This is a genomic window from Streptomyces sp. NBC_01335 (assembly GCF_035953295.1).
Lineage (GTDB): Bacteria > Actinomycetota > Actinomycetes > Streptomycetales > Streptomycetaceae > Streptomyces.
Window position 1 is genome coordinate 2,434,836 of record NZ_CP108370.1, and the last position, 21,289, is coordinate 2,456,124.

Annotated in this window: 18 protein-coding genes; 9 read left to right on the forward strand and 9 right to left on the reverse strand. The window is 72.1% G+C overall.

What is annotated here, in order from left to right:
• Positions 1-186 precede the first annotated feature (186 nt).
• From OG599_RS10420 to cutA, 4 genes are all read right to left on the reverse strand, one after another.
• Positions 187-2,013: a subtype B tannase gene (locus OG599_RS10420; protein ID WP_327175696.1), complete on the reverse strand. Its 1,827-nt coding sequence runs from the start codon at positions 2,011-2,013 to the stop codon at positions 187-189.
• A gap of 189 nt (positions 2,014-2,202) precedes the next feature.
• Positions 2,203-2,658 (reverse strand): NUDIX domain-containing protein, encoded by a 456-nt coding sequence (locus tag OG599_RS10425; protein WP_327175697.1) that lies wholly within the window; start codon positions 2,656-2,658, stop codon positions 2,203-2,205.
• Between the two features lie 92 nt (positions 2,659-2,750).
• Entirely contained in the window at positions 2,751-3,185 is a 435-nt protein-coding gene (locus tag OG599_RS10430) for a gamma-glutamylcyclotransferase family protein (protein WP_327179987.1), read from the reverse strand.
• A 92-nt stretch (positions 3,186-3,277) separates the two neighbouring features.
• Positions 3,278-3,622: a divalent-cation tolerance protein CutA gene (gene cutA, locus OG599_RS10435; RefSeq protein WP_327175698.1), complete on the reverse strand. Its 345-nt coding sequence runs from the start codon at positions 3,620-3,622 to the stop codon at positions 3,278-3,280.
• A gap of 874 nt (positions 3,623-4,496) precedes the next feature.
• Here cutA and OG599_RS10440 point away from each other — a divergent pair.
• The 4 genes from OG599_RS10440 (at position 4,497) to OG599_RS10455 (ending at position 7,963) form a co-directional block, all read left to right on the forward strand.
• Positions 4,497-4,844 (forward strand): hypothetical protein, encoded by a 348-nt coding sequence (locus OG599_RS10440; protein ID WP_327175699.1) that lies wholly within the window; start codon positions 4,497-4,499, stop codon positions 4,842-4,844.
• Positions 4,845-5,256: 412 nt separating this feature from the next.
• Positions 5,257-6,051, forward strand: coding sequence for an aminotransferase class IV family protein (locus OG599_RS10445; protein ID WP_327175700.1), 795 nt, complete (start codon positions 5,257-5,259; stop codon positions 6,049-6,051).
• Between the two features lie 454 nt (positions 6,052-6,505).
• The gene (locus tag OG599_RS10450) at positions 6,506-7,093 is read left to right on the forward strand and encodes a hypothetical protein (RefSeq protein WP_327175701.1); all 588 of its coding nucleotides are present in this window, start codon (positions 6,506-6,508) and stop codon (positions 7,091-7,093) included.
• A gap of 228 nt (positions 7,094-7,321) precedes the next feature.
• Complete coding sequence (locus OG599_RS10455; RefSeq protein ID WP_327175702.1) at positions 7,322-7,963, forward strand: class F sortase; 642 nt, start codon at positions 7,322-7,324, stop codon at positions 7,961-7,963.
• A gap of 72 nt (positions 7,964-8,035) precedes the next feature.
• Here OG599_RS10455 and OG599_RS10460 read toward each other — a convergent pair whose 3' ends face one another.
• Positions 8,036-8,827: a TSUP family transporter gene (locus OG599_RS10460; RefSeq protein WP_327175703.1), complete on the reverse strand. Its 792-nt coding sequence runs from the start codon at positions 8,825-8,827 to the stop codon at positions 8,036-8,038.
• 301 nt (positions 8,828-9,128) lie between these two features.
• Here OG599_RS10460 and nirB point away from each other — a divergent pair, with 301 nt between their 5' ends.
• The 3 genes from nirB to OG599_RS10475 all read left to right on the forward strand — a co-directional run bounded on the left by nirB (position 9,129) and on the right by OG599_RS10475 (position 13,121).
• Complete coding sequence (gene nirB, locus OG599_RS10465; protein WP_442809410.1) at positions 9,129-11,768, forward strand: nitrite reductase large subunit NirB; 2,640 nt, start codon at positions 9,129-9,131, stop codon at positions 11,766-11,768.
• Entirely contained in the window at positions 11,768-12,136 is a 369-nt protein-coding gene (gene nirD / locus OG599_RS10470; protein ID WP_327175704.1) for a nitrite reductase small subunit NirD, read from the forward strand. The genes nirB and nirD overlap by 1 nt, the downstream gene beginning before the upstream one ends.
• 61 nt (positions 12,137-12,197) lie before the next feature.
• Positions 12,198-13,121: an oxidoreductase gene (locus tag OG599_RS10475; RefSeq protein WP_327175705.1), complete on the forward strand. Its 924-nt coding sequence runs from the start codon at positions 12,198-12,200 to the stop codon at positions 13,119-13,121.
• 13 nt (positions 13,122-13,134) lie between these two features.
• Here OG599_RS10475 and OG599_RS10480 read toward each other — a convergent pair whose 3' ends face one another.
• Positions 13,135-13,545 (reverse strand): VOC family protein, encoded by a 411-nt coding sequence (locus OG599_RS10480; RefSeq protein WP_327175706.1) that lies wholly within the window; start codon positions 13,543-13,545, stop codon positions 13,135-13,137.
• Positions 13,546-13,760: 215 nt separating this feature from the next.
• On the opposite strand from OG599_RS10480, the gene OG599_RS10485 reads away from it, so the two are divergent.
• Both OG599_RS10485 and OG599_RS10490 read left to right on the forward strand, forming a co-directional pair.
• The gene (locus OG599_RS10485; protein WP_327175707.1) at positions 13,761-14,369 is read left to right on the forward strand and encodes a TetR/AcrR family transcriptional regulator; all 609 of its coding nucleotides are present in this window, start codon (positions 13,761-13,763) and stop codon (positions 14,367-14,369) included.
• A 114-nt stretch (positions 14,370-14,483) separates the two neighbouring features.
• A complete protein-coding gene (locus OG599_RS10490) occupies positions 14,484-16,061 on the forward strand; it encodes an MDR family MFS transporter (protein WP_327175708.1) in 1,578 nt (525 codons plus the stop codon).
• Positions 16,062-16,197: 136 nt separating this feature from the next.
• Here the strand turns inward: OG599_RS10490 and OG599_RS10495 are convergent, their stop codons facing one another.
• From OG599_RS10495 to OG599_RS10505, 3 genes are read right to left on the reverse strand one after another with little or no spacing between them, the layout of a single operon-like run.
• The gene (locus OG599_RS10495) at positions 16,198-18,708 is read right to left on the reverse strand and encodes a family 43 glycosylhydrolase (protein ID WP_327175709.1); all 2,511 of its coding nucleotides are present in this window, start codon (positions 18,706-18,708) and stop codon (positions 16,198-16,200) included.
• Entirely contained in the window at positions 18,705-20,237 is a 1,533-nt protein-coding gene (locus OG599_RS10500; protein WP_327175710.1) for a sulfatase-like hydrolase/transferase, read from the reverse strand. The genes OG599_RS10495 and OG599_RS10500 overlap by 4 nt, the downstream gene beginning before the upstream one ends.
• A complete protein-coding gene (locus OG599_RS10505) occupies positions 20,234-21,229 on the reverse strand; it encodes an aliphatic sulfonate ABC transporter substrate-binding protein (RefSeq protein WP_327175711.1) in 996 nt (331 codons plus the stop codon). The genes OG599_RS10500 and OG599_RS10505 overlap by 4 nt, the downstream gene beginning before the upstream one ends.
• Positions 21,230-21,289 lie beyond the last annotated feature (60 nt).

Sequence of the window (21,289 nt, forward strand, 5' to 3'; positions counted from 1 at the left end):
GGAGTGAGCGCTCGTCCGCGACAGGCCGGGACGCGCCAGGCCTGGGCGTGCCAGGCCTGGGCGTGCCAGGCCTGGGCGTGCCGGGCCGGGACGTGCCGGGCCGGGGCATCACAGGCCCGAGCATGACGGGCCCGGGAGGTGACAGGCCGGGGCGCGGAAGCCCCGACCGCCCCAACCGCCCCGCCGTCAGCGGTGGTTGGCGCCCAGCGGGTCTCCGGCCTTGCGGACGACCTTGGCGATCCAGGCCATGGCCTCGGGCACGTCGTAGTTGCCGGCGTGCGGCTGGTTCCAGGCGAGCCGGTAGTCGACGTCCTTGACCTGCTGGTCCGCTTCGAGCGCCCGGTCGAGGTTGATCGAGACGATGAACGAGGTGTCCCGGTCGCGGGTGCCGGCGCGGACGTACCAGTTGGCGGCGGTGTCGGCGCCGGTGCCGATGAAGTCCATCGGGTCGATGAGGTGGATCTGGTCGTCCACGGTGGTGGTGCGCTTCGCGGTGTACTGGTCCCAGGTCAGGCCGGTGTCGTCGATGCCGCTGCCGTCGCCGGGAACGTCGTTGTGGTCCCAGCTGTACTCGGTGTAGTTCATGTACTTCTGGTCCACCGGGCCGAAGAGGTTGGTCTCGGTGCCGCTGGTGGTGTTCCCGTTGACGCCGACGGCGTCGAAGGCGGGGGTCGTCTTCAGGGTGGCCTGGGCGACGACGAACGCGAGGTACTTCTTCATGTCGACCGAGCGCACCGTACGGGTCGCGGTGTCGACGTCGATCCAGTCGTTGACGTACGACTTGGTGGTCGGCGTCCCGCCGGGGAATCCGCCGCCGGACTGGAGGTCGAAGGTCGCGCCGAGGGCCGGAATCGTGTTGGCCGGGTCGGCCTTCAGATAGGTCTCGGCGGAGCGGACGACCTCCTTCCGGATGGTGTCGATCATGTTCGCGGCGGTGAGCTTCGAACCGTCCGGGTTGCGGAGGCCGAGGCTCTTCTCGTACGCGGGGAACTGGGCGGCGATCGCGGCGGCGTCCTCCGGTGACGGGTTCTGGCCGGTGTCGGCGCGGGTGTCGAGGATGTTGTACAGCCACTCGTACGCCTTGTCGGCGTTGCCCAAGTCGGTGATCGGGCAGTACGCGTTGACGGCGAAGACGTCGTCGCGCAGGGTGCTGCGCCCCTTCGCGTCGATGCCCGCGGCGCCGATCTCGGCGAGGTAGGGGTCGTACTCGGCGCTGTTGCCGGAGGCGCCCAGGATCGACACCAACGCGCCGCCACCGCTGGTGCCGTTGATGACGATGCGTTCGGCGCTGCCGGGCATGGTGGCGTCGTTGAGGCGCAGGTAGCGCACGGCGGCCTTGGCGTCGACCACCGCGGCGGGCGCCTTGCCGGGGTTCGTGCCGTCGGCGCCGAGCAGCCCGCGGCTGCGGTTGGCGACGTCGACGAAGACGTAACCGGCCTTCAGCGCGGCGCCGACGTTGCTCGTCGCGCTGGAGTAGGACGCGCCGCCGGTGACGCTCGCCTTGATGTAACTGGCCATCCAGCCGCTGTTGTTCACCGCGAAGTAGATCGGCGCCCGCTGGTCGCCGAAGGCGCTCTCGGGGACGAACACGTTCATCGCCTGGTAGCCGCAGGCGGTGTTGGAGATCGTGGTGTTGCCGAACCCGCCGGGCTGCTGGGCCGCCGCCTCGACGGGGTGCGCGACGTAGCAGATCTCCTTGTACCAGCGGACGTTCATCGGCTGCCCGTCCACGGTGACGGTGACCGTCGTGTAGGCGGCGGAGTCGAAGTCCAGGGCGGCGTCCTCCGCGTCGACGGCGTGCGCACCGCGCGGGGCCGATGCCTGGGCGCGGGCCTGGGCGGAACCGCTCGTGGCCGCGAAGGAGGACGGCACCGCGAGCGCCGTGAGGGCGAGCGAGCCCGCGACCGCCACGCCTCTCAGCAGGCGCTTGCGGGGCGCGGAGCGCGGCATCTCCTTTACGGCGGTGGGGTGTTCGGGCGTTTCGCACCCGAAGGGCGTCGAGAGCCGCTGCATGGGGTCTCCCCTCGTGGAGCACCGCGTGCCCTTGCCGCACGGGGTGCTTCGTCGGAACCTCGGCCTCGGGGCCGAGGCGGGACGCACGCTACGGGATTGTCAACAATATTCCCAGCGATCTCGCAAACATTTATGTCGGCCGTGTGAGTCCTGTGAGGCCCGGCACCGGGCACCGCCGGAGCCGGGTACTCAGAGCAGGTCTTCGCCCCGGATGAGCTCACGGTGCGATTCCTGCATGGCGGCGGGGAGCGCGTCCACGTCGAACCACCTCGCCTCCAGGATCTCGAAGTCGTCGATCTCCAGGGTGCCGCCCACCAGCCGCGCCTCGTAGGCGACTTCGAGGCGGAGCCGGTAGCCGCTCCTCAGCCGCACCAGTCGGCCCGGCTCCACGTCGAGCCCGGTCTCCTCCTTCACCTCGCGGACGACGGTGAGCGGAAACTCCTCGCCCTTGACGGCGAAGCCGGTCGGCAGCCCCCAGGGGTGCTGAGCGGCCCACAACCGGTGCTTCAGCAGCAGGACTTGACCGGCGTCGTTCCGGACGACCCCGGTGACCCCCACGTTGAACTTGGCGTGGGCCAGCCAGAGGACGCGCCACTGGAGGGGGCCGCGTATGAGCCGCCAGAGCTGGGCGACGAGTCGATGCATGGGGAACCTTTCACCGGCGGGTCATGGGTGGTGCTGCCTCACCCCAACAGTCCCCCATGGTGGCCCCACACCCCTACGCGGTCGCACCGGGCCTACGGCGTCACCGGGGCGCCGTTCCGGGGAGGGCGGTGGCCGAGCCAGTCGCCGCCCGGGATGCGCGGACCGCTCGCGTGCAGGGTGCGGGAGACCGCGGCGGCCGCGAGGTAGATCCAGGCGCGCACACTCCCGGTGCCGGGCACCTCGACGTCCCGGACGACCCGCTCGTAGAGGTTGCGGGGGTCGTCGGGCCCCAGGTACGTCTCCAACCGGTCGAGTGCGACGAGCAGTTGGCCGTACTCCTCGGGTGCCGCGGTGATCAGCGCGCCCAGGACCGTACCGTCCCCGTCGGTGGCGAACGGATACCCGGGGCCGTCGTAGAGCGCCCCGCCGTGCAGCAGCGCCGGCTGCTCGCGGACGTCGAGGCCCCGGACGTACCGGTCGTGGTTGTGCTCGCCGGGCCGCAGGGTGCCGTAGACGAAGAAGGGCAGCGACTCCTCGCCACCGGCCGCCCCGGAGCCGGACGCGGATGCGGGTACGGCGCCGGGCGCGGGTATGGGGCCGGGCGACCGGTCGGTGGTCGTCACAGTGCCACCGCCGAGGAGGTCTGGTCGGTCACCCAGGCGAGGTAGCGGGCGCTGCCCCGGACGATGGGGGTGGCGATGATCTCGGGGGTGTCGTAGTCGTGGGCGGCGCGCAGGTGTTCCTCCAGTTCGTCGTAGCGCTCGGTCCTCGTCTTGAAGAGCACCTGCCACTCCTCGGCGGTCTCCACGGCGTTCTGCCAGTGGTAGACGGAGGTGACGGGCGCGGAGATCTGCGCGCAGGCGGCGAGCCGGGCCTCCACCGCGCCCCGGGCCAGGGCCTGGGCCTTCTCCTCGCTGTCGGTCGTGGTCTGCACGGTCAGCCATGCGGCGGGCGGCGTCGCCATGGTCGCTCTCCTCGGGGCGCGGGGTCCGGGGCGCGGCTGCCCCGGGGGTCCGCTTCCGATTGTCGGTCGGTACGGCCCCGGCCGCCGCCCGTTCTCCTCACCCGCACGTTCCGCCCGGAAGAAGCCGCCGGGCGCGCCCACGACGTCCCGGCCGAAGGGTTCACCGAGGGTACGGAGAAGGGGAGGGGTGGCCGGAACGCACTCCTGACGGTGCCCCCTCCTCTCCGCGGATCTCGGCGGAACGCGCCGCATATTCGTTTCCGCAGCTCCTGCACACCCGACCTTTTCTCGCCATGATCACACGGAAACATCGCCCACTTCCACTCCATTTCACGGAAAAGGAATTCCCCCCCATCATCTAAATAATACTTTTACGCCACTCTTTGGCGTGGTTACCCAAATGAGAGACCAGGGAATATTCACCATAAGCACGGACAGCGAAGAGCCGCTCCCATGGTTCGACCTCAGACGTTCGCCGAAAAGGTGAATGGCCGCTCGCTCTCCGTTCGCGTCAGCCGTCCCGCCCGCGGGCGGGACGGCGCCCATCGGACGCACCGCGCACGCGGTGCGAAGAGCGCCAGGAGGCGGCATGGCCGCGACGACCTCGTCCACTCCCACCCCCAGAGACACACCGTCACCCGCGCAGAGCGCACCGGACGACCCGCAGGCCCCGGCCCCGGAGAACCCCGGGCCGACGTGCGATCCCCCACCCTTCGGAGGCGAGCCAGGACCGCCGGGACCCCAGGGGCCGGCCGGACCGCAGGGACCGAGCGGCCGTACGGGCTGCCCCGGTCCGGCCGGTCCGACCGGGTCGGCGGGGCCGACGGGTCCTGCCGGCCCCGCGGGAGCGACCGGACCGGAGGGCCCGGTCGGCGTGCAGGGACTGCGCGGCATCGAGGGGCCGGCGGGCCCCGAAGGCGTGGGCGGCCCGCCCGGTCCCGAGGGTGCCGTCGGCGCGACGGGCGCCGAAGGCCAGCCCGGCCGGGACGGCAGGGACGGAAAGCCGGGGGCACACGGCCTCCCCGGCGCCGACGGCAGGGAGGGCCCGGCAGGCCCCCGGGGGCCGCAGGGCTCCCGGGGAGACCCGGGCCCGGAGGGCCAGGTGGGCCCCCGGGGGCCCAGGGGCCCGAAGGGCGACTCCGGCGATCCGCCCAGCCCCGAGTACGTGCGCCAGCTCGTCAGGGAGGCGCTCGCGGAAGTCGGTTTCTGCACCCCCCTGTGAGAACCCGCCTCCACGGCGGGCCGGCTGTGCGGCGGCGGACGCGGAGCCGCCACGGGGCCTCCGGGCGCCGGACTCCCACGGCCTCCTCGTCGGCGTGAGCCGGTCAGACCGCCGTACAACTCTCCCGTGCGCGGAGGAATCCCTTTCCTCCGCGCACGGGAAACGGGAATCACCCGACCCTGCGCACCACGCATTCCACTTCCGGACAGAATCAGGCCAACGAGGAAATTGTCCGACCAGAAAGCGGCGGTCACCGCAGCACGGCCTTCTTCGAGGAATTCGCCACCCCTGCGCGGGCACGAGGAAACCGACGGATAATCGGCCCGCCGCTCCCGCCGGGCGCCCCTCGCCGACGCCTCCCGCACCCGGGGCGCGTCCGCCCGGTACCGCTCCACGAATTACCGTGGACTCCATGATCCCTGCCTCGCCCGCCCCGTACGTCGAGTTCGACGGTCACCCCGCGACCCCCGACGATCTGCGGATCCCCGCCTTCTCCGGCTATGGCCACTTCACGGCCTTCCAGGTCAGGGACGGACGCGTGCGGGGCTGGGACCTCCACCTGAACCGGCTGCGCGCCGCGAACCAGGAGCTGTTCGGCCTGGACCTGGAGGCGGAACCGCTGCGCGAGCTGGTACGCAAGGCCCTGTCGGGAGCCGGCCTACGGGACGCCTCGGTGCGGGTGCACGGCTTCCTGCCGCCGGGCGCCACGCGGACCGTGCTGATGGTGACGGTGGCACCGCCCGCCGTACCGCCCGGGAAGCCGCTGAGCCTCCTCTCGGTGGCGTACGCCCGCGAACTGCCGCACCTCAAGCGGCCCGGCGACTTCAGCCAGACCTACTACGGCAGGCTGGCGGTGCGTTCGGGGTACGACCAGGCGCTGCTGACCGCCCCCGGCGGAGTGGTCACCGAGGGCGCGATCACCAACATCGGCTTCTGGGACGGCGATCGGGTGGTCTGGCCGGACGCCCCCGCGCTGATCGGGATCACCATGGCGCTGCTGGAGGAAGGGCTCGCCCTCGCCGGGTCCCCCTCGGCCCGGCGGCCGGTGACCCTGGACGGCCTCGACGCCTTCCGGGCCGCGTTCGTCACCAACTCCCAGGGGATCGTGCCCGTCCACCGCATCGACGACCGGTCCTACCCCGTGGACGCGGAGCTGATGGAGCTGCTGGAGCGGGTGTACGGGGACGCCCCGGCCGATCCGGTCTGACGGCGGGCGGGTCCGCGCGAGCGGGGACGGGGAGCCGACGCAGCTCCGCCCCGGACGCGACAACGCCCTCACCGGGCCCGGGGGGGGATAGGCCGGTGAGGGCGGTTGCCAGGGGGTGGCGGGGGGGGGTGCCACCCCGTGGGGGGATATCCAGCGTGTGCCCGGCCCCCGGGAGAGCATGCATGTGACCTGCGTCACATCTGCGTTCCGGTCGTCACTCGTTCGGCACCGGGGCGGCCCGCACGGTGCGCGCGCAGGGTCGGCACCGCCGTGACCTGCGCCGATCACGCGTGGCAAGGGTGCCGCGCCGGTCCGTACGGGTGACTTCTGAAGGCGCGTCAGCAGGCATGGGGGGCGGTGCGCCCGTTACCTCGGAGGCAGGACCCGTCCCGTGCTGGCCCGTCCGGCCCGGGCTCGTCCCGCTCTGCCCGCGCCCGTACCCGGAGGACCTCCCATGCTCCGTCCACTCCGCTCCACGACCGGTACCGCCGTCGCGCTCGCCGCGACCGCGACGTTCGGCCTCGCCCTGCTCGCCCCGGCCGCCTACGCGGGCGACGCCGACCGGGACCGGGGCCGGCTGGAGCTCACCCCCGCCACCGCCGTCCCGGGCGCCAAGGTCACCGTGAAGACCACCGCCTGCGGCAAGAACGGCTCGGGCGTCGGCGACGCGAACTCCCTGGACGCGGGGGACTTCGACCTCTACCCCGGCGACGGCAAGGACGTCGCGGTCGGGCACTTCACCGTGCCGCGCGACACCCGCCCCGGCACCTACGGCATCGCCGTGGCCTGCGACAACGGCAAGGACGCCAAGGGCGAGCTGCTGGTGACCGGCGGCGGCTCGGGGGACCACGAGCAGGGCCAGGACCAGGGTCAGGGCCAGGGCGAGGACGGCCGGCAGCCGTGGGGGCACGTCCAGACCGGTGTGGGCGGCAGTGTCGGGCCGGACAACACCCGGATCGCGGCGGGCTTCGGCGTGCTCGGCGCGGCCGGCGCGGGCGCGGTGTGGATGGCGCGCCGACGCCGGGCGGCGGGCTCCCGCTGAACCGCCACTGACCCACCGCCGACCCACCGCCGACCTCCCGCAAGGCCCTTTCCGCCGACCGTCGGACCGGCGGCAGGGGCCTCGCGGGAGGGGCCTCGCGGGGCCCCTCCCCCGCGCCGGTACACCCGCGCCCGTACACCCGCGCCCGTACACCCATGCCCGTACACCCGCGCACCGCTGCGGGAGCCCGGCCGACCCGGCTCCCGCGAGAACTCCGAGGACGGCACCGTGTCCCAGACGGCACACAAGGGCAAGGCCTGGCTGATCGGCGTCGCCGTGCTGGCCGGGGTCTGGCTGATCCAGAACGGTGCGGACACCCAGGTGGTGCCCCCGCAGCCGTCCGCGGCGGAGGCGTTCGCCGCCGGGCCGCAGCTCCAGCCGGGTTCGCCCGTCGCCGAGCCGCTGGCCCCGTCCACCCCGGTCCGGGTGCGCATCCCCGAGATCGACGTGGACGCGCCGTTGACCCGGCTCGGCCTCCGCCCGGACGGCAGCCTGGACGTGCCGCCGGAGGAGGACCGCAACCTCGCGGGCTGGTACGGCGACGGCACCCGGCCGGGCGCCCTGGGCACCGCGCTCGTCGCCGGGCACGTGGACAACGCGAAGGGCCCGGCGGTCTTCTACGGTCTGGGTTCGCTGGGGCGCGGCGACCGGGTGGAGGTCGTACGCGAGGACGCGCGCACCGCGGTCTTCTCGATCGACGCGATCGAGGTGTACGAGAACGACGACTTCCCCAGCACCCGTGTCTACGGGAAGGCGCCCTACGCCGCGCTGCGGCTGATCACCTGCGGCGGCGGGTTCTCGAAGGACACCGGCTACCAGGGCAACGTGGTGGTCTACGCCCATCTGACGGACGTACGGGACGCGGCCTGAGCGGCCACCGGCCCCGGGCCGGACCGCCGGCCAGTCAGCGGCCAGCGGCCAGCCGCCCGGCCCGCCCGGGACTCACCCCGAGAACTGGTCGAAGCCCAGCTTGGCGACGAGCGAGAACACCACGACGAGCAGCACGCCCCGGACGAACCCACTGCCCCGGCTGAGCGCCATCCGCGCCCCGGCGAGCCCGCCCGCGAGGTTGAACACCGCCATCAGCGCGGCGAGCTGCCAGAGCACGGTGCCCTGCACGGCGAACATCACCAGCGCCCCGGCGTTGGTGCAGACGTTCACGATCTTGGCGGTGGCCGAGGCGGTCACCAGGTCGAGGTGGAGCACGGCCGTCAGCGCCAGCACCAGGAAGGTGCCGGTGCCCGGTCCGAAGAGCCCGTCGTAGAGGCCGATGCCGCCGCCGACCAGCACGATCGCGGTGACGGTACGGGCCCGGGTCACCTGCCGGTCCGTACCGTCGCCGGCCGCCGCCGTGCCGAACGAGGGCCGCAGCAGGACGAAGGCGGCGACGGCGAGCAGCACCACCATGATCACCGGGCGGAGCACCTCGCTGCTGATCCCGGCCGCGAAGAACGCCCCGGTCATCGACCCGGCGAGCGCCATCAGCCCGATCCGCAGGGCCGTGCCGACCCGCACCGGCGCCCGGCGCGCGTACGTCACGGCCGCGCCGCTCGTCCCGACGATCGCGACGGCCTTGTTGGTGCCGAGCACCTGGGCCGCCGGGAGGTGCGGCAGTCCCAGCAGCAGGGCGGGCAGGAGCAGCAGCCCGCCCCCGCCCACCACCGCGTCGATCCATCCGGCCGCGCACGCGGCTATGCAGAGCAGGACGACGGTGGTCAGCGTGATGTCAGGCATGCACAGGACATTAAGCGACGGCTCCGGACGGCCCCGCACCCGCCCCGACCTGCACGGTTGCCCGTCGTGCGGCTGTGCCCCGGCCGTCGTGCACGCCCTCACACCGGCTGCCGGCCCGTGCTGAGCGCAAGGTTCCTCCCGGGAAACAGCCGGGATGCGGTCGGGTAACACCGACCGCCCATCGTCGGGGCCATGACGACGAGCGGCCCGTGCGGTCCGGCCGCGTCCGGCACAGGGCGCCGGACGGCTCCCGCCGGTGCGTCCCCGCTCGACCCGCCCACCGACGACGGAGGCCTCTGAGATGCCGGTGTCCCCTTTCCCGACTTCACCCGCCACCGCCGCTTCCTCGGCTTCCCCGAGCACCTCCGCGCGAGCGGCTTCCGCAAGCACCCCCGCGCACACGATCGTCGTCGTCGGCCACGGCATGGTCGGCCAGCGCTTCCTGGAGGCGCTCGCTGACCGGGGGCTGACCCCGGCGGCCGGCGGGCCCCGGGTGGTCGTGCTCTGCGAGGAGCCCCGCCCCGCCTACGACCGGGTCCACCTGACCTCGTACTTCTCGGGCACCTCGCCCGAGGAGCTCTCCATGGTCGAGGCCGGGTTCATGGAGACCCACGGCATCGAGCTGTACGTCGGCGACCCGGCGGCGGCCGTCGACCGCGAGGGCCGCACGGTCACCTCGCGGTCCGGGCTCACCTTCGGGTACGACACGCTGGTGCTGGCCACCGGCTCCTTCCCGTTCGTCCCGCCGGTGCCCGGCAAGGACGCGGAGGGCTGCTTCGTCTACCGCACCATCGAGGACCTGCTCGCCATCGAGGCGTACGCGAAGAACGCGAGGACCGGCGCGGTGGTCGGCGGCGGGCTGCTCGGCCTGGAGGCGGCCGGGGCGCTCAAGGGGCTCGGCCTGGAGACCCACGTGGTGGAGTTCGCGCCCCGGCTGATGCCGGTCCAGGTGGACGAGGGCGGCGGCGCGGCGCTGCTGCGCACCATCGAGTCCATGGGGCTGAGCGTCCACACGGGTGTCGGCACCCAGGCGGTCACCACCGGGGAGGACGGCGCCGTCAACGGCATGGCGCTGTCCGACGGTTCGACGCTCGCCACCGATCTGGTGGTGTTCTCGGCGGGCGTCCGGCCCCGCGACCAGCTGGCCCGCGACTGCGGCCTGGAGGTCGGTCCGCGCGGCGGGATCGTCGTCGACGAGGAGTGCCGCACCTCCGACCCCGCGGTCTTCGCCATCGGCGAGTGCGCGCTCGCCTCGGACGGCCGGGTGTACGGGCTGGTGGCGCCGGGTTACGAGATGGCGGTGACCGCCGCCGGGGTGATCGCGGGCCGGGAGGCGTCGTTCACCGGCGCGGACCTGTCGACGAAGCTGAAGCTGCTCGGCGTGGACGTGGCCTCCTTCGGCGACGCGCACGGCGCCGCCGAGGGCTGCCTCGACGTGGTGTACGCGGACTCCCGCTCCGGGGTCTACAAGAAGCTGGTGATCGGCGCGGACGGCACCCTGCTCGGCGGGGTGCTGGTCGGGGACGCCGAGCAGTACGGCACGCTGCGCCCGATGACGGGCACGGTCCTGCCGGTGCCGCCGGAGCAGCTGGTGCTCCCGGCCGGTGCGGGCGGCCCGGTCGCGCTGGGCCCGTCCTCGCTGCCGGACGAGGCCGTCATCTGTTCCTGCCACAACGTGACCAAGGGCGCGATCTGCGAGCACAGCACCCTGCCCGAGGTGAAGAAGTGCACCAAGGCCGGTACGGGTTGCGGGAGTTGCGTCAAGGTCATCGGCCAGCTGCTGCCACAGGCCCAGGACGCGGGGCTGTGCGGCTGCTTCGCCCGCACCCGCGGCGAGCTGTACGAGATCGTGCGCACCCTGGGCATCACCACCTTCGCGGAGCTGCTCGACGCGCACGGCCGGGAGGCGGCGCGCGGCGGTGACGGCTGCGAGGTCTGCAAGCCGACCGTCGGCTCGATCATCGCCTCGCTCGCCCCCACGGTGGGCGCCAGCGGTTACGTCCTGGACGGCGAGCAGGCGGCACTCCAGGACACCAACGACCACTTCCTCGCCAACCTCCAGAAGAACGGCTCCTATTCGATCGTGCCGCGCATCCCGGGTGGCGAGATCACCCCGGAGAAGCTGATCGTGATCGGCGAGGTGGCCCGCGACTTCGGGCTGTACACGAAGATCACCGGTGGCCAGCGGATCGACCTCTTCGGCGCCCGCGTCGACCAACTCCCGCTGATCTGGACCCGCTTGGTGGACGCCGGGTTCGAGTCGGGGCACGCGTACGGGAAGTCGCTGCGGACGGTCAAGTCCTGCGTGGGGCAGACCTGGTGCCGGTACGGCGTGCAGGACTCGGTGAGGATGGCGATCGACCTGGAGCTGCGCTACCGGGGCCTGCGCTCCCCGCACAAGCTCAAGTCGGCGGTCTCCGGGTGCGCCCGCGAGTGCGCGGAGGCCCGGGGCAAGGACTTCGGGATCATCGCCACCGCCGGCGGCTGGAACCTCTACGTCGGCGGCAACGGCGGCGCCACCCCGCGCCACGCGGACCTGCTCGCCCAGGACCTCTCGGACGCCGAACTCGTGCGTCTCATCGACCGGTTCCTGATGTTCTACATCCGCACGGCGGACCGGCTGGAGCGCACCTCGACCTGGCTCGACCGGATCGAGGGCGGCCTCGACCACGTGCGGGACGTGGTGGTCCACGACTCGCTCGGGCTCTGCGACGAGCTGGAGCGGATGATGGCCGACCATGTCGAGGGGTACCGCGACGAGTGGGCCGAGACCATCAACGACCCGGAGCGGCTGCGCCGGTTCGTGACCTTCGTGAACGCGCCCGACGCCCCGGACCCCTCGGTGCGGTTCGTGCCGGAGCGCGACCAGGTCAAGCCCGACCTGGACATCCTCGCGGGCCCGGTGCTCGCCATCCGTACGCTGGAAGGGACCGCATCCTGATGACTGCGACGACGACGGCCCACGCGCCCGCCCCGGACCTCACGACGGTGGTGCAACTCGCCTACGAGGGCGGCTGGTTCACCCTCTGCGAGCGGTCCCTGCTGGTCCCGGGGCGCGGGGTGGCGGCGCTGCTGCCGGACGGGCGGCAGGTGGCGGTGTTCCTGGACCGGGCGGGACGCGCGTACGCGATCGACAACCGGGACCCGTTCACGGGGGCGTACGTCCTCTCGCGCGGGCTGGTCGGCTCGGCCGGGGGGCGGCCGTTCGTCGCCTCGCCGCTGCTGAAGCAGCGTTTCGACCTCGCGACGGGGGCCTGCCTGGACGACGACGGGGTGGCGGTGGAGGCGTTCGAGCTCCGGGAGGCGTAGGCGGTGTCCTGAGGGCGCCGCGTTTGCGCCGGCCCGGTCCGCCGGTCGTACCCTGGGGCCCATGATCCAGGGCTGGAACACGCACGACATCCCCGACCAGAGCGGCCGTACGGCCGTGGTCACCGGGGCCAACAGCGGCCTCGGCCTCGTCACGGCACGGGAGTTGGCCCGGCGCGGCGCGCGGGTGCTGCTCGCCTGCCGTGACGAGGAGCGCGGGGAGGGTGCGGCGGACCGCATCCGGCGGGCGGTGTCCGGGGCGGACGTGGCGTTCGTACCGCTCGACCTGGCGGACCTCGCCTCCGTACGGGAGTTCGCGGCCTCGCACGCCCCGGACCGGATCGACCTGCTCGTCAACAACGCGGGTGTGATGGCGTTGCCGTACGGGCGAACCGCCGACGGCTTCGAGACGCAGTTCGGGGTCAACCACCTCGGGCACTTCGCCCTGACCGGGCTGCTGCTGCCCGCCCTGCGCGCCGCCGGGAAGGCCCGGGTGGTGACGGTGTCGAGCGGGCTGCACGCGCTGGCCGACATCGACATGGGCGACCTCAACAGCGAGCACGACTACCGGCGCTGGATCGCCTACGGCGCGTCCAAGTCCGCCAACCTGCTCTTCGTCCACGAGTTCGCGCGGCTGCTGGCGCGGTCCGGCTCGCCGATCGTGGCGGCCGCCGCCCACCCCGGGTACGCCTCCACCAACCTGACGAAGGCGGGGCCCCGGCTGGAGCAACGCCGGGTCAGGGAAAGGGTGATGGAACTCGGCAACCTGCTGTTCGCCCAGACCGCCACGGCCGGGGCGCTGCCCGTGCTGTACGCGGCGACGGCGCCCGGGGTCCGCCCCGACTCGTTCACCGGCCCGGGGCGGCTGGGGGTGCGCGGCGCGCCGGCCCCGTCCTGGCGGGTGCGGCGCACCCGCGACGACGTGGCGGGCGAGCGGCTCTGGTCGGCCTCGCAGCAGCTCACCGGGGTGACGTACCCCGGGCTCTGAAGCCCCGGGGTCTTCAGGAGCGTTCGGCGACGGCGGCCGGGTCCATCCACATGACCTCCCAGACGTGGTGGTCGGGGTCCTGGAAGGAGCGGCCGTACATCGTGCCGTAGTCCTGGGTCTCGCCCGCCGGGGAGCCTCCGGCGGCCAGCGCCGCGTCGACGGTCTCGTCCACCTCGGCGCGGCTCTCCGCGCTCAGACAGAGGATGACCTCGGTCGACTTCTCCGCGTCGACGATCTCCTTGGTGGTGAAGTCCTTGAAGCGCGGTTCGGTGAGCAGCATGGCGTAGATCGCGTCGCTGATGACGACGCAGGCGGCGTGCTCGTCGGTGAAGCCGGGGTTGCAGTGGTAGCCGAGCTTCTCGAAGAAGGCCTTGCTGACGTCCAGGTCCTTCACCGGAAGGTTCACGAAGATCATCTTTTCCATGGTGGTCCCACTCCTCCGTATCGCCGCCGCAGGCCGGCGGGCGGTCCGTCCGGCGCCCGGAGCCGTGCGGACGGCCCCGCCATCCTGGCTCCGCTTCCGTGCGCTTTCGAAGAGGTAGACGGCCCACACGCCGGGAACTCATCGGCCGGAGTAGAGGATTACCTCGAAAAAAATGAACTTTGCAGACTGTGCACTTTTGCATAGCATGCACCTTCGTGACCTCCTCTCCCCCGCCGCCGCCCGGCCTGCGCGAGCGCAAGAAGCGCGCGACCCGTGAAGCGCTGGCCGACACGGCCCTGCGCATGGCGGCCGAGCACGGCCTCGACCAGGTGACGGTGGAAGCGGTCACCGCGGCGGTCGGGGTCTCGGTGCGGACCTTCTTCAACTACTTCGCCCACCTCGACGACGCGATCCTCGTCCCGGACCCGGACAGCGCCCTACGGACCCGGGACGCGGTGCTCTCCGCACCGGCCGGTCTCGGCCCGCTCGCCGTGCTCCGCCGGGTCCTCGGGGAGGAACTGGCCCACATCGAGGACGCGCCGGAGCGGTGGGAGCTCCAGTGCACCGTGCTGGACCGCACCCCGGCGCTCTTCCCCCGCTTCCTCGCGGCGCGCGGCGCCGACGAGGAGGCGCTCATCGCGGCGGTGGCCGAACGCCTCGGCCAGGACCCCAGGACCGACCTGCGCCCCCGGCTGCTGGTGCACTCCACCATCGCCACCGTCCGGGCCGCCGTGGAGATCTGGACCGCCACCGGCCGGTCCCGCTCCTTCCTGACCCTCTACGACGAGGCGTTCGACGAACTCGCCTCCGGCCTCGGCGAGTAGTCCGCCGAGCCGTCACGCGCCCCCGGCGGCCCGTCCCGGGCCGACCCGCTTTTTCCGCAACCGCCGCTCCCCGGAGACGGCCGCACCATCAGAGACAAGAGGTACGCAAAGCCGATGTCCGCTGCCGTGACGCCCGAAGCCCGGGAGTCCTCATCCATGAATCATCGCCAGATAATCCAGGCCATGTCCGGTCTCATGGCCGGTATGTTCGTGGCCATCCTCGCCTCGACGGTCGTCGCCAACGCGCTTCCGCGCATCATCACCGACCTGCACGGCAGCCAGTCCTCGTACACCTGGGTGGTCACCGCCGAGCTGCTGGCGATGACCGCGACCGTGCCGGTCTGGGGCAAGCTCTCCGACCTGTACGACAAGAAGATGCTGCTCCAGCTCTCCCTGTCGATGTTCGTCGTCGGCTCGCTCGTCGCGGGCTTCTCGCACAGCGTCACCGTGCTCATCATCAGCCGAGTGCTCCAGGGCATCGGCGCCGGCGGTCTCACCGCGCTCGCCCAGGTCGTGATGGCCTCGATCATCCCGCCGCGTGAACTCGGCAAGTTCTCCGGCATCTTCGGCGCCGTCTTCGCGGTCGGCACCGTCGCCGGACCGCTGATCGGCGGCGTGCTCGTCGACACCTCGTGGCTCGGCTGGCGCTGGTGCTTCTTCATCGGCATACCGTTCGCGCTGCTCGCCATCGTCCTGCTGCAGAAGACGCTGAAGCTGCCCGTCGTCCGCCGCGAGGCGAAGATCGACTACCTCGGCGCCTTCCTCATCATGGCCGGGGTCAGCGCCCTCCTGCTCTGGGTGACCCTCGGCGGCTCGAAGTTCGACTGGGTCTCCGGCCCGTCCGCCGCGCTCGTCCTCGGTGGTGCCGTCCTGATCGCGCTCGCCGTCCTGGTCGAGTCGAAGGTCCAGGAACCGATGATCCCGCTGAGCATCTTCCGCAACCGGACCGTCTCCCTGACCACCGTGGCGAGCTTCCTCGTCGGTGTGGCCATGTTCGGCGGCACCGTCTTCCTCTCGCAGTACTTCCAGATCTCGCTGGGCAAGTCCCCGACGATCGCCGGGCTGATGAGCCTGCCGATGATCCTCGGCCTGATGGTCTCGACGACCGTCGCCGGGCAGATCATCAGCCGGCGCGGCAAGTGGAAGGCGTTCCTGGTCTCCGGCGGCGTCATCATGACGGCCGGCATGTGCCTGCTCTCCACGATCGGCGCCGGTACGTCGTTCTGGGTCATCGCGCCCTGCATGGCCGTACTGGGCATCGGCGTCGGCATGCTGATGCAGAACCTGGTCCTCGCCGCCCAGAACGACGTGCCCGCCGCCGAGCTCGGTGCGGCCACCTCCACGCTCTCCTTCTTCCGCAGCCTCGGCGGCGCGGTGGGCACCAGCGCGCTGGGCGCGGTGCTCAGCCACCGGGTCGCCTCGGAGCTGGAGAAGGGCTTCGGCAGCTCCGCCTCCGGCAGCGGCGGCGGAGCCATCCCGGACCTCGCGACCCTGCCGGAGTCGGCCCGCGTGATCGTGGAGAACGCGTACGGCGTGGCGACGGGCTCCGTATTCCTCGCCGGTGCGCCCTTCGCGTTCCTCGCGCTGGTCGCCGTCCTCTTCATCAAGGAGAAGCCGCTCAAGACCAAGAGCGGTCTGGAGCGCCTCGCCGAGGAGGGCGAGCAGCAGCCGCCGGCCGTGCCGGTGCACTGACGCCGGTACGCCGGTATACCCCGGGGGCATGGTCGTCTGACTGCCGTCTGCCGGGCGACGCCCACAGTCCCGCGACACCCGAGGTCCGGGCCGCCGATTTCGTTTCGGCGGCCCGGACCTTTTCCGCTGTCCGTTCCTACTTCTGCGTGCGACCGGGCCTCGCCCCGGGCTTCCCGTGCGCGGCCTTCCCGTGCGGCGGCTTCCCGTGCGCGGGCTTCGACGCCCCCGGCTTGGCCGGTGCGAGGGTCGTCGCGGCGGGGCCGTACGTCCGTACGTAGTCGAAGTCGGCCACCGCGCCCACGTGGTTGTCGGAGATCAGGCCGATCTTCAGGTCGCCCTTGACCGGCAGGGTCCACACTCCGCTGAGCGTCCAGTGCACGCCGTCGCGGCTGGAGGAGGCGCGGACCTCGTGCTCCTGGTTCGCGGTGTCGAGGTGGTGGGTGAGCCGCAGCCAGAGGGTGTCGGCGGTCGGGCCGCCGAACATCGGGGCGTTGGCGACGGCGGTCGGCGGGGTGGTGGTGGGCCGCTCGCCCTCCTTGCCGAACTCGGTCACGTGGAGCATGGCTCCGTTGCCGTTGTTGAGCGGCAGCACCGAGTGGGTGAGCTTGAACCAGCGGTCGTCGTTCTCGTAGAGCACCAGCCCCGCCTGCTGGGCGTTGGTGGTGGGGGTGACGTGCAACTTGGTCTCCACCGTGTAGTCACCCGTGGGTGCGGGGCGCAGCAGGACCGGGGCGGTGTTGTCGCCGAGGTACAGCTCGGTGTTGGAGGTGGGCCAGGAGAGCGCGCCGTTCACCAGGGTGGTGCCGGTGGCGGGACCCCGTACCCAGCTCCAGGCGGAGTCGGTCGTGGTGCCGGGGAGCGTCGCGGTGTCGAACTCGTCGCTGTAGGAGGGGAGCAGGGCTCCGGGCCGGGCGACGGGGGCCCGCTTCGTGACGGGGGTGTACAGCGCGGTGGCGCCGACGTTGTCGGCCTCGGCTCCGGCGCCCCTGGCTGCCGCGGAGACCGCTCCGGCGTGGACGGCGGCGGCGGGCAGGGTGCGGGTCTGCTCGGCGACCGGGTCGCGGAGCCGGTCGCCGGTGACCTCCACGGTGAGGCGGGTGCCCCGGATCTCGGCGGAGACGGTGTGCCAGGTGTCCCAGGAGAACCCGGTGGGCAGGGGACTGAGTCGCTCGCCCTGGTCGACGCCCTTGATCCGGACCTCGGTGACCAGGGCGCTCTTCGCCCGGTCCAGCCAGACGGCGACGCGGTTGTCGGCGTCGGTGTGGGCGAGGGTCAGGCCCGCGGCTCCTCCCGCCGCGGTGACGCGGAGGTCGGCCTCGGCGCGTACGGCGGCGGGGGCGGTGCCGGTGGAGACCAGGTAGCCGGGGGCGGTGGAGCCTGCGGCGGTGTGGGTGACGTAGCCGTGGCCGTCGGTCTCGGTGGCGGTGGCCCAGCCGGCCGGGTTCGCGCCCTGGGTGCGCCAGCCGGTGAGGCCGGTCTCGAAGGTGCCGCCCGTGGTCCAGGTGGTGACGGGTGCGGCGGTCGGGGTGTCCGAGGGGCCCGTACCGGCGCGGACGACGGGCCAGCCGTCGATCCAGTCGAGGCGGTCGATCAGCATCGGGCGCCGGGAGAGCTTGAGGGTGCCGCCGGCGGCCGGGGCGAGGTCGGGCGATTCGGCGGGGATGCCGTGGTAGACGAGCCAGTCCTGGCCGGACAGGTCGGTCTGGATGGCGTTGTGGCCGGGTCCGATCCACCGGTTGCCGTTGGCGCCGACGACCACGCCGCCCTTGCTGCCGAGGGCCATCAGGTCGGTGCCCTCGTCGTCGGTGAAGGGGCCGGTGGGGCTGGTCGAGCGGCCCACCTTCACCTGGTATCCGCTGTACGCGCCGTCGCAGCAGCCCGCGTCGGAGTAGAAGAGGTAGTAGAAGCCGTCGCGGTGGACGACGAACCCGCCCTCGACCCGTCGGCCGCGCGCGACCTGGGTGACCGCGCCCTCGATGCGGGTGCGGTCGCCGTTCATCCTCGCGACGCAGATGGTGTCGTAACTCCCCCAGTAGAGATAGGGAGTTCCGTCGGTGTCGGTGAACTGCGCCTGGTCGATGCTGCCGGTGGGGCAGCCGCTGGGCGTGGGCAGCACCGCGCCCTTGTCGGTCCACGGGCCGGTGGGCGTCGGGCCGGTGACCAGGCCGACGGTGCCGCGTCCGGGGACGGAGTAGTAGAGGTAGTACTGCCCGAAGGCGTAGTGGATGTCCGGTGCCCAGAGCCGGGAGCCCTGGAGCCAGCCGGGCCGGGTCTCCGGGGTGAAGACCTCACCGGCGTAGGTCCAGGTCACCATGTCCGAGGAGCGCAGGATCGGCAGGATGCGCTCGCCGTCCTCGCCCTTGGTCTGGAAGACCGGGTTCTGGGTGCCGTAGGCGTACCAGTAGCCGTCCTTGCCCCGGATCATCGTGGGGTCGGGGAAGGTGTCGACGGTCCCGGCGGTGACCGGGTTGGTGTACGTGGCGGGGGCGGCGGCCTCGGCCCCGGAGGCGTGGCGGGTGGCCGACGGGTGCCCTTCGGCTCCGTAGGAGGGGGCCGTGGCCGGGCCGAGCAGGCAGATCAGCGCGGCGGCCGGGGCCGCCCAGCGGGGCAGCCGCCGTGCGCGTGCGGGGGTACGCGTGCGTCTCATCGGGTCTCCGTGGTCGTCGGGGCCGTGGTCGTCCGGGCCGCGGTCGTCGCGGCCGTGGTCGTCGCGGCCGTGCCGTCCGGTTCGAAGGAGCTGAGGGTCACGTCGACGTCCGAGCCACCGATGTCGTACATCGACGTCATCCAGTGGTAGAAGTTGTCGCCGCGGTCGCGCAGCAGCGTGTAGAGCCGCTGCATCAGCCGGTCGCGCACCTGGGCCAACCCGGGGTTCGTGTACCGGTTGTCGAGCTCGTCGGGGTCGTCGAGGAGGTCGTACAGCTCGTTCACGGACTCCGGGTTGACGACCAGCTTGTAGCGGTCGTCGCGGATCATCCGCTGCGGGTACGGGAAGTGGTGGCCATGGAACTCGGCCACCAACTCCGGTGCCCAGTCGGGGTGTTCGCCGCGCACCAGCGGGAGGAGGGAGCGGCTGTCCACGGCCGGGGACGGGTCGACGCCCGCCAGGTCGAGCAGGGTCGCGGTGCAGTCGGTGAGGCTGACGAGTTCGTCGCGGACCTGCGGCGCCTCGCCGGGGACCCGCACGATCCCGGGGATGCGGTAGATGTCCTCGTACATCGCCGGGCCCTTGTCGTGCAGCCGGTGGGCGCCGGTGAACTCGCCGTGGTCGGCGGTGAAGAAGACCGAGGTGGTCTCCTCCAGGCCGAGTTCGTCCAGGCGGGTCAGGATGCGCCCGATCTGTTCGTCGATGAGGGTGACGTAACCCCAGTAGACGGCGATGAGTTTGCGGCTCACCTCCAGCGGCATGGTGTCGAAGGCCCAGTGCGCGCTGTAATTGGCCTGCACCGGCGGCTTGTTCTCGAAGGTCTCGTTGATCGACGCGGGCAGCTCGACGAGTTCGGGGTCGTAGAGGTCGAAGTAGGAGTCGGGCAGCAGATACGGCAGGTGCGGTCCGAAGAAGTGGGTGGCCAGGAAGAAGGGCCGGCCGTCCGCCGCGTACTTCTCCAGCTGCTCGATGGCGCGCGTCGCGAGGTAGTGCTCGAACGTGGCCTCCACCGGCTGGTGCAGCCGCGCGGCCAGCAGGTTCCCGGGGTTGCCGGCCGGTGCCGTCCCCCGGATGTGGTCGGTGATGCGGTACGGGGGCAGGCCCCGCTCCTCCAGGTAGGCGAGGTAGTCGGGGTGGTCGACGGGGTTGTGCCAGCCGGGCAGGTCGGGGCCGTCGAAGCCGTAGGACGCGGCGTTGCGGTGGGTGCCGCCGTGCCATTTGCCGATCAGCCCGAGCTGGTAGTCGCGCTCCTTCAGGGCGGCCGGGAAGGTGAAGACGTCCTCCCGGAGGTCCTCCAGGTAACCCACGTTCCGCTCGTAGTTGGCGAGCAGCCGGTGGCGGAAGGGGGCCTGGCCGGTGAGCAGGCTGGCGCGGGCGGGGGTGCAGATGGCGGTCGGGGTGTAGAACCGGTCGAAGCGGGTGCCGGTGGCGGCGAGCCGGTCCAGGTTCGGGGTCCTGACGTGCGGGTTGCCGTAAGCGCCGAGGGTGTCCACCCGGTGCTGGTCGGTCATGAGGAACAGCAGGTTCACTTGCCGTACGCCTTCGTGTAGAGGTCGCCGTCGTAGTACGTGTCCGCCTTCGGCACGGTCTTGAGCTGGCCGGTGCCCACGAAGAACTCGCCGAGCCCGTCCAGCCAGGAGGCGACGGTGCCGTCACCGGTCTTCGCCACCAGGTCGGCGGTGGTCATCGTCTTCACGTTGGCGGCGTCGGCGGCGACCTTGGCGCGGTCCACCTTCAGCAGCTTCGCGGCGGCGTCGATCGCCTCCTCGGGGTGGGCGGCCCGGTAGTCGTTGGCCTGCTGGAGGACCTTGACGACCTTGGTGGTGAGGCCCTTGTCGGTCTTGGTGCCCGAGACGAACGCGGTGGGGAACGCCTTGTCGGAGAAGTCCTTGGTGGAGCCGACCTCGTTGAGGCCGGGCTTCTTCGCCTTGATGGAGTCGATGAGCGGGTACCAGAGGCCGGCGCCGTCGATCTGCCCGGAGACGAAGGCGGAGACCACGGTGGCCGGGTCCATCGGGACCTTCTGGATGTCGGAGGGCTTCATCCCGGCCTTCTGGAGCGCCAGGTTGAGGACCATCTCGCCGGAGGTGCCGGCGGGGACGCCGACCTTCTTGCCCTTGAGGTCCTGGATGGTCTTGATGCCGGGCTGGGCGATGACCCGGTCCGCGTAGGCGAGGGTGTTCACGGCGACGACCTTGGCCTTGCCGGTGGCGGGCAGCCACATCGCGCCGGGGCCTATGTAGCCGAAGTCGAGGGAGCCGCCGCCGAGCGCCTGGATCTGGAGCGGGCCGTTGGTGAAGACGCTGTACTGGGGCGAGAGCCCCTCCTTCTTCCACAGGCCCTGCTGGTCGGCGATGGCGAGCAGGCTGGCGCCGTTGTAGTCGCTGATGTAGCCGAACCGCACCTTGGCACTGCCGCCGCCACCGGCCGAGTCGCCGGAGTCCCCGGAGCAGCCGGTGACGGAGAGTGCCAGGACGGACACGGCGGCTGCGGCCGTGAGGGCGCGCTGGGAGAGACGCATGGCGGAGTGATCCTTCGGTGGGTGTGGGTGGTACGGGAGGAAACGGGGGCCCGCGCGGAC

Bases quoted from the DNA above. Each gene is read 5' to 3' on its own strand.
- OG599_RS10420 (WP_327175696.1), bottom strand. From the start codon at position 2,013: ATGCAGCGGCTCTCGACGCCCTTCGGGTGCGAAACGCCCGAACACCCC.
- OG599_RS10425 (WP_327175697.1), bottom strand. From the start codon at position 2,658: ATGCATCGACTCGTCGCCCAGCTCTGGCGGCTCATACGCGGCCCCCTC.
- cutA (WP_327175698.1), bottom strand. From the start codon at position 3,622: ATGGCGACGCCGCCCGCCGCATGGCTGACCGTGCAGACCACGACCGAC.
- OG599_RS10445 (WP_327175700.1), top strand. From the start codon at position 5,257: ATGATCCCTGCCTCGCCCGCCCCGTACGTCGAGTTCGACGGTCACCCC.
- OG599_RS10450 (WP_327175701.1), top strand. From the start codon at position 6,506: ATGCTCCGTCCACTCCGCTCCACGACCGGTACCGCCGTCGCGCTCGCC.
- OG599_RS10460 (WP_327175703.1), bottom strand. From the start codon at position 8,827: ATGCCTGACATCACGCTGACCACCGTCGTCCTGCTCTGCATAGCCGCG.
- nirB (WP_442809410.1), top strand. From the start codon at position 9,129: ATGCCGGTGTCCCCTTTCCCGACTTCACCCGCCACCGCCGCTTCCTCG.
- nirD (WP_327175704.1), top strand. From the start codon at position 11,768: ATGACTGCGACGACGACGGCCCACGCGCCCGCCCCGGACCTCACGACG.
- OG599_RS10475 (WP_327175705.1), top strand. From the start codon at position 12,198: ATGATCCAGGGCTGGAACACGCACGACATCCCCGACCAGAGCGGCCGT.
- OG599_RS10480 (WP_327175706.1), bottom strand. From the start codon at position 13,545: ATGGAAAAGATGATCTTCGTGAACCTTCCGGTGAAGGACCTGGACGTC.
- OG599_RS10490 (WP_327175708.1), top strand. From the start codon at position 14,484: ATGTCCGCTGCCGTGACGCCCGAAGCCCGGGAGTCCTCATCCATGAAT.
- OG599_RS10495 (WP_327175709.1), bottom strand. From the start codon at position 18,708: ATGAGACGCACGCGTACCCCCGCACGCGCACGGCGGCTGCCCCGCTGG.
- OG599_RS10505 (WP_327175711.1), bottom strand. From the start codon at position 21,229: ATGCGTCTCTCCCAGCGCGCCCTCACGGCCGCAGCCGCCGTGTCCGTC.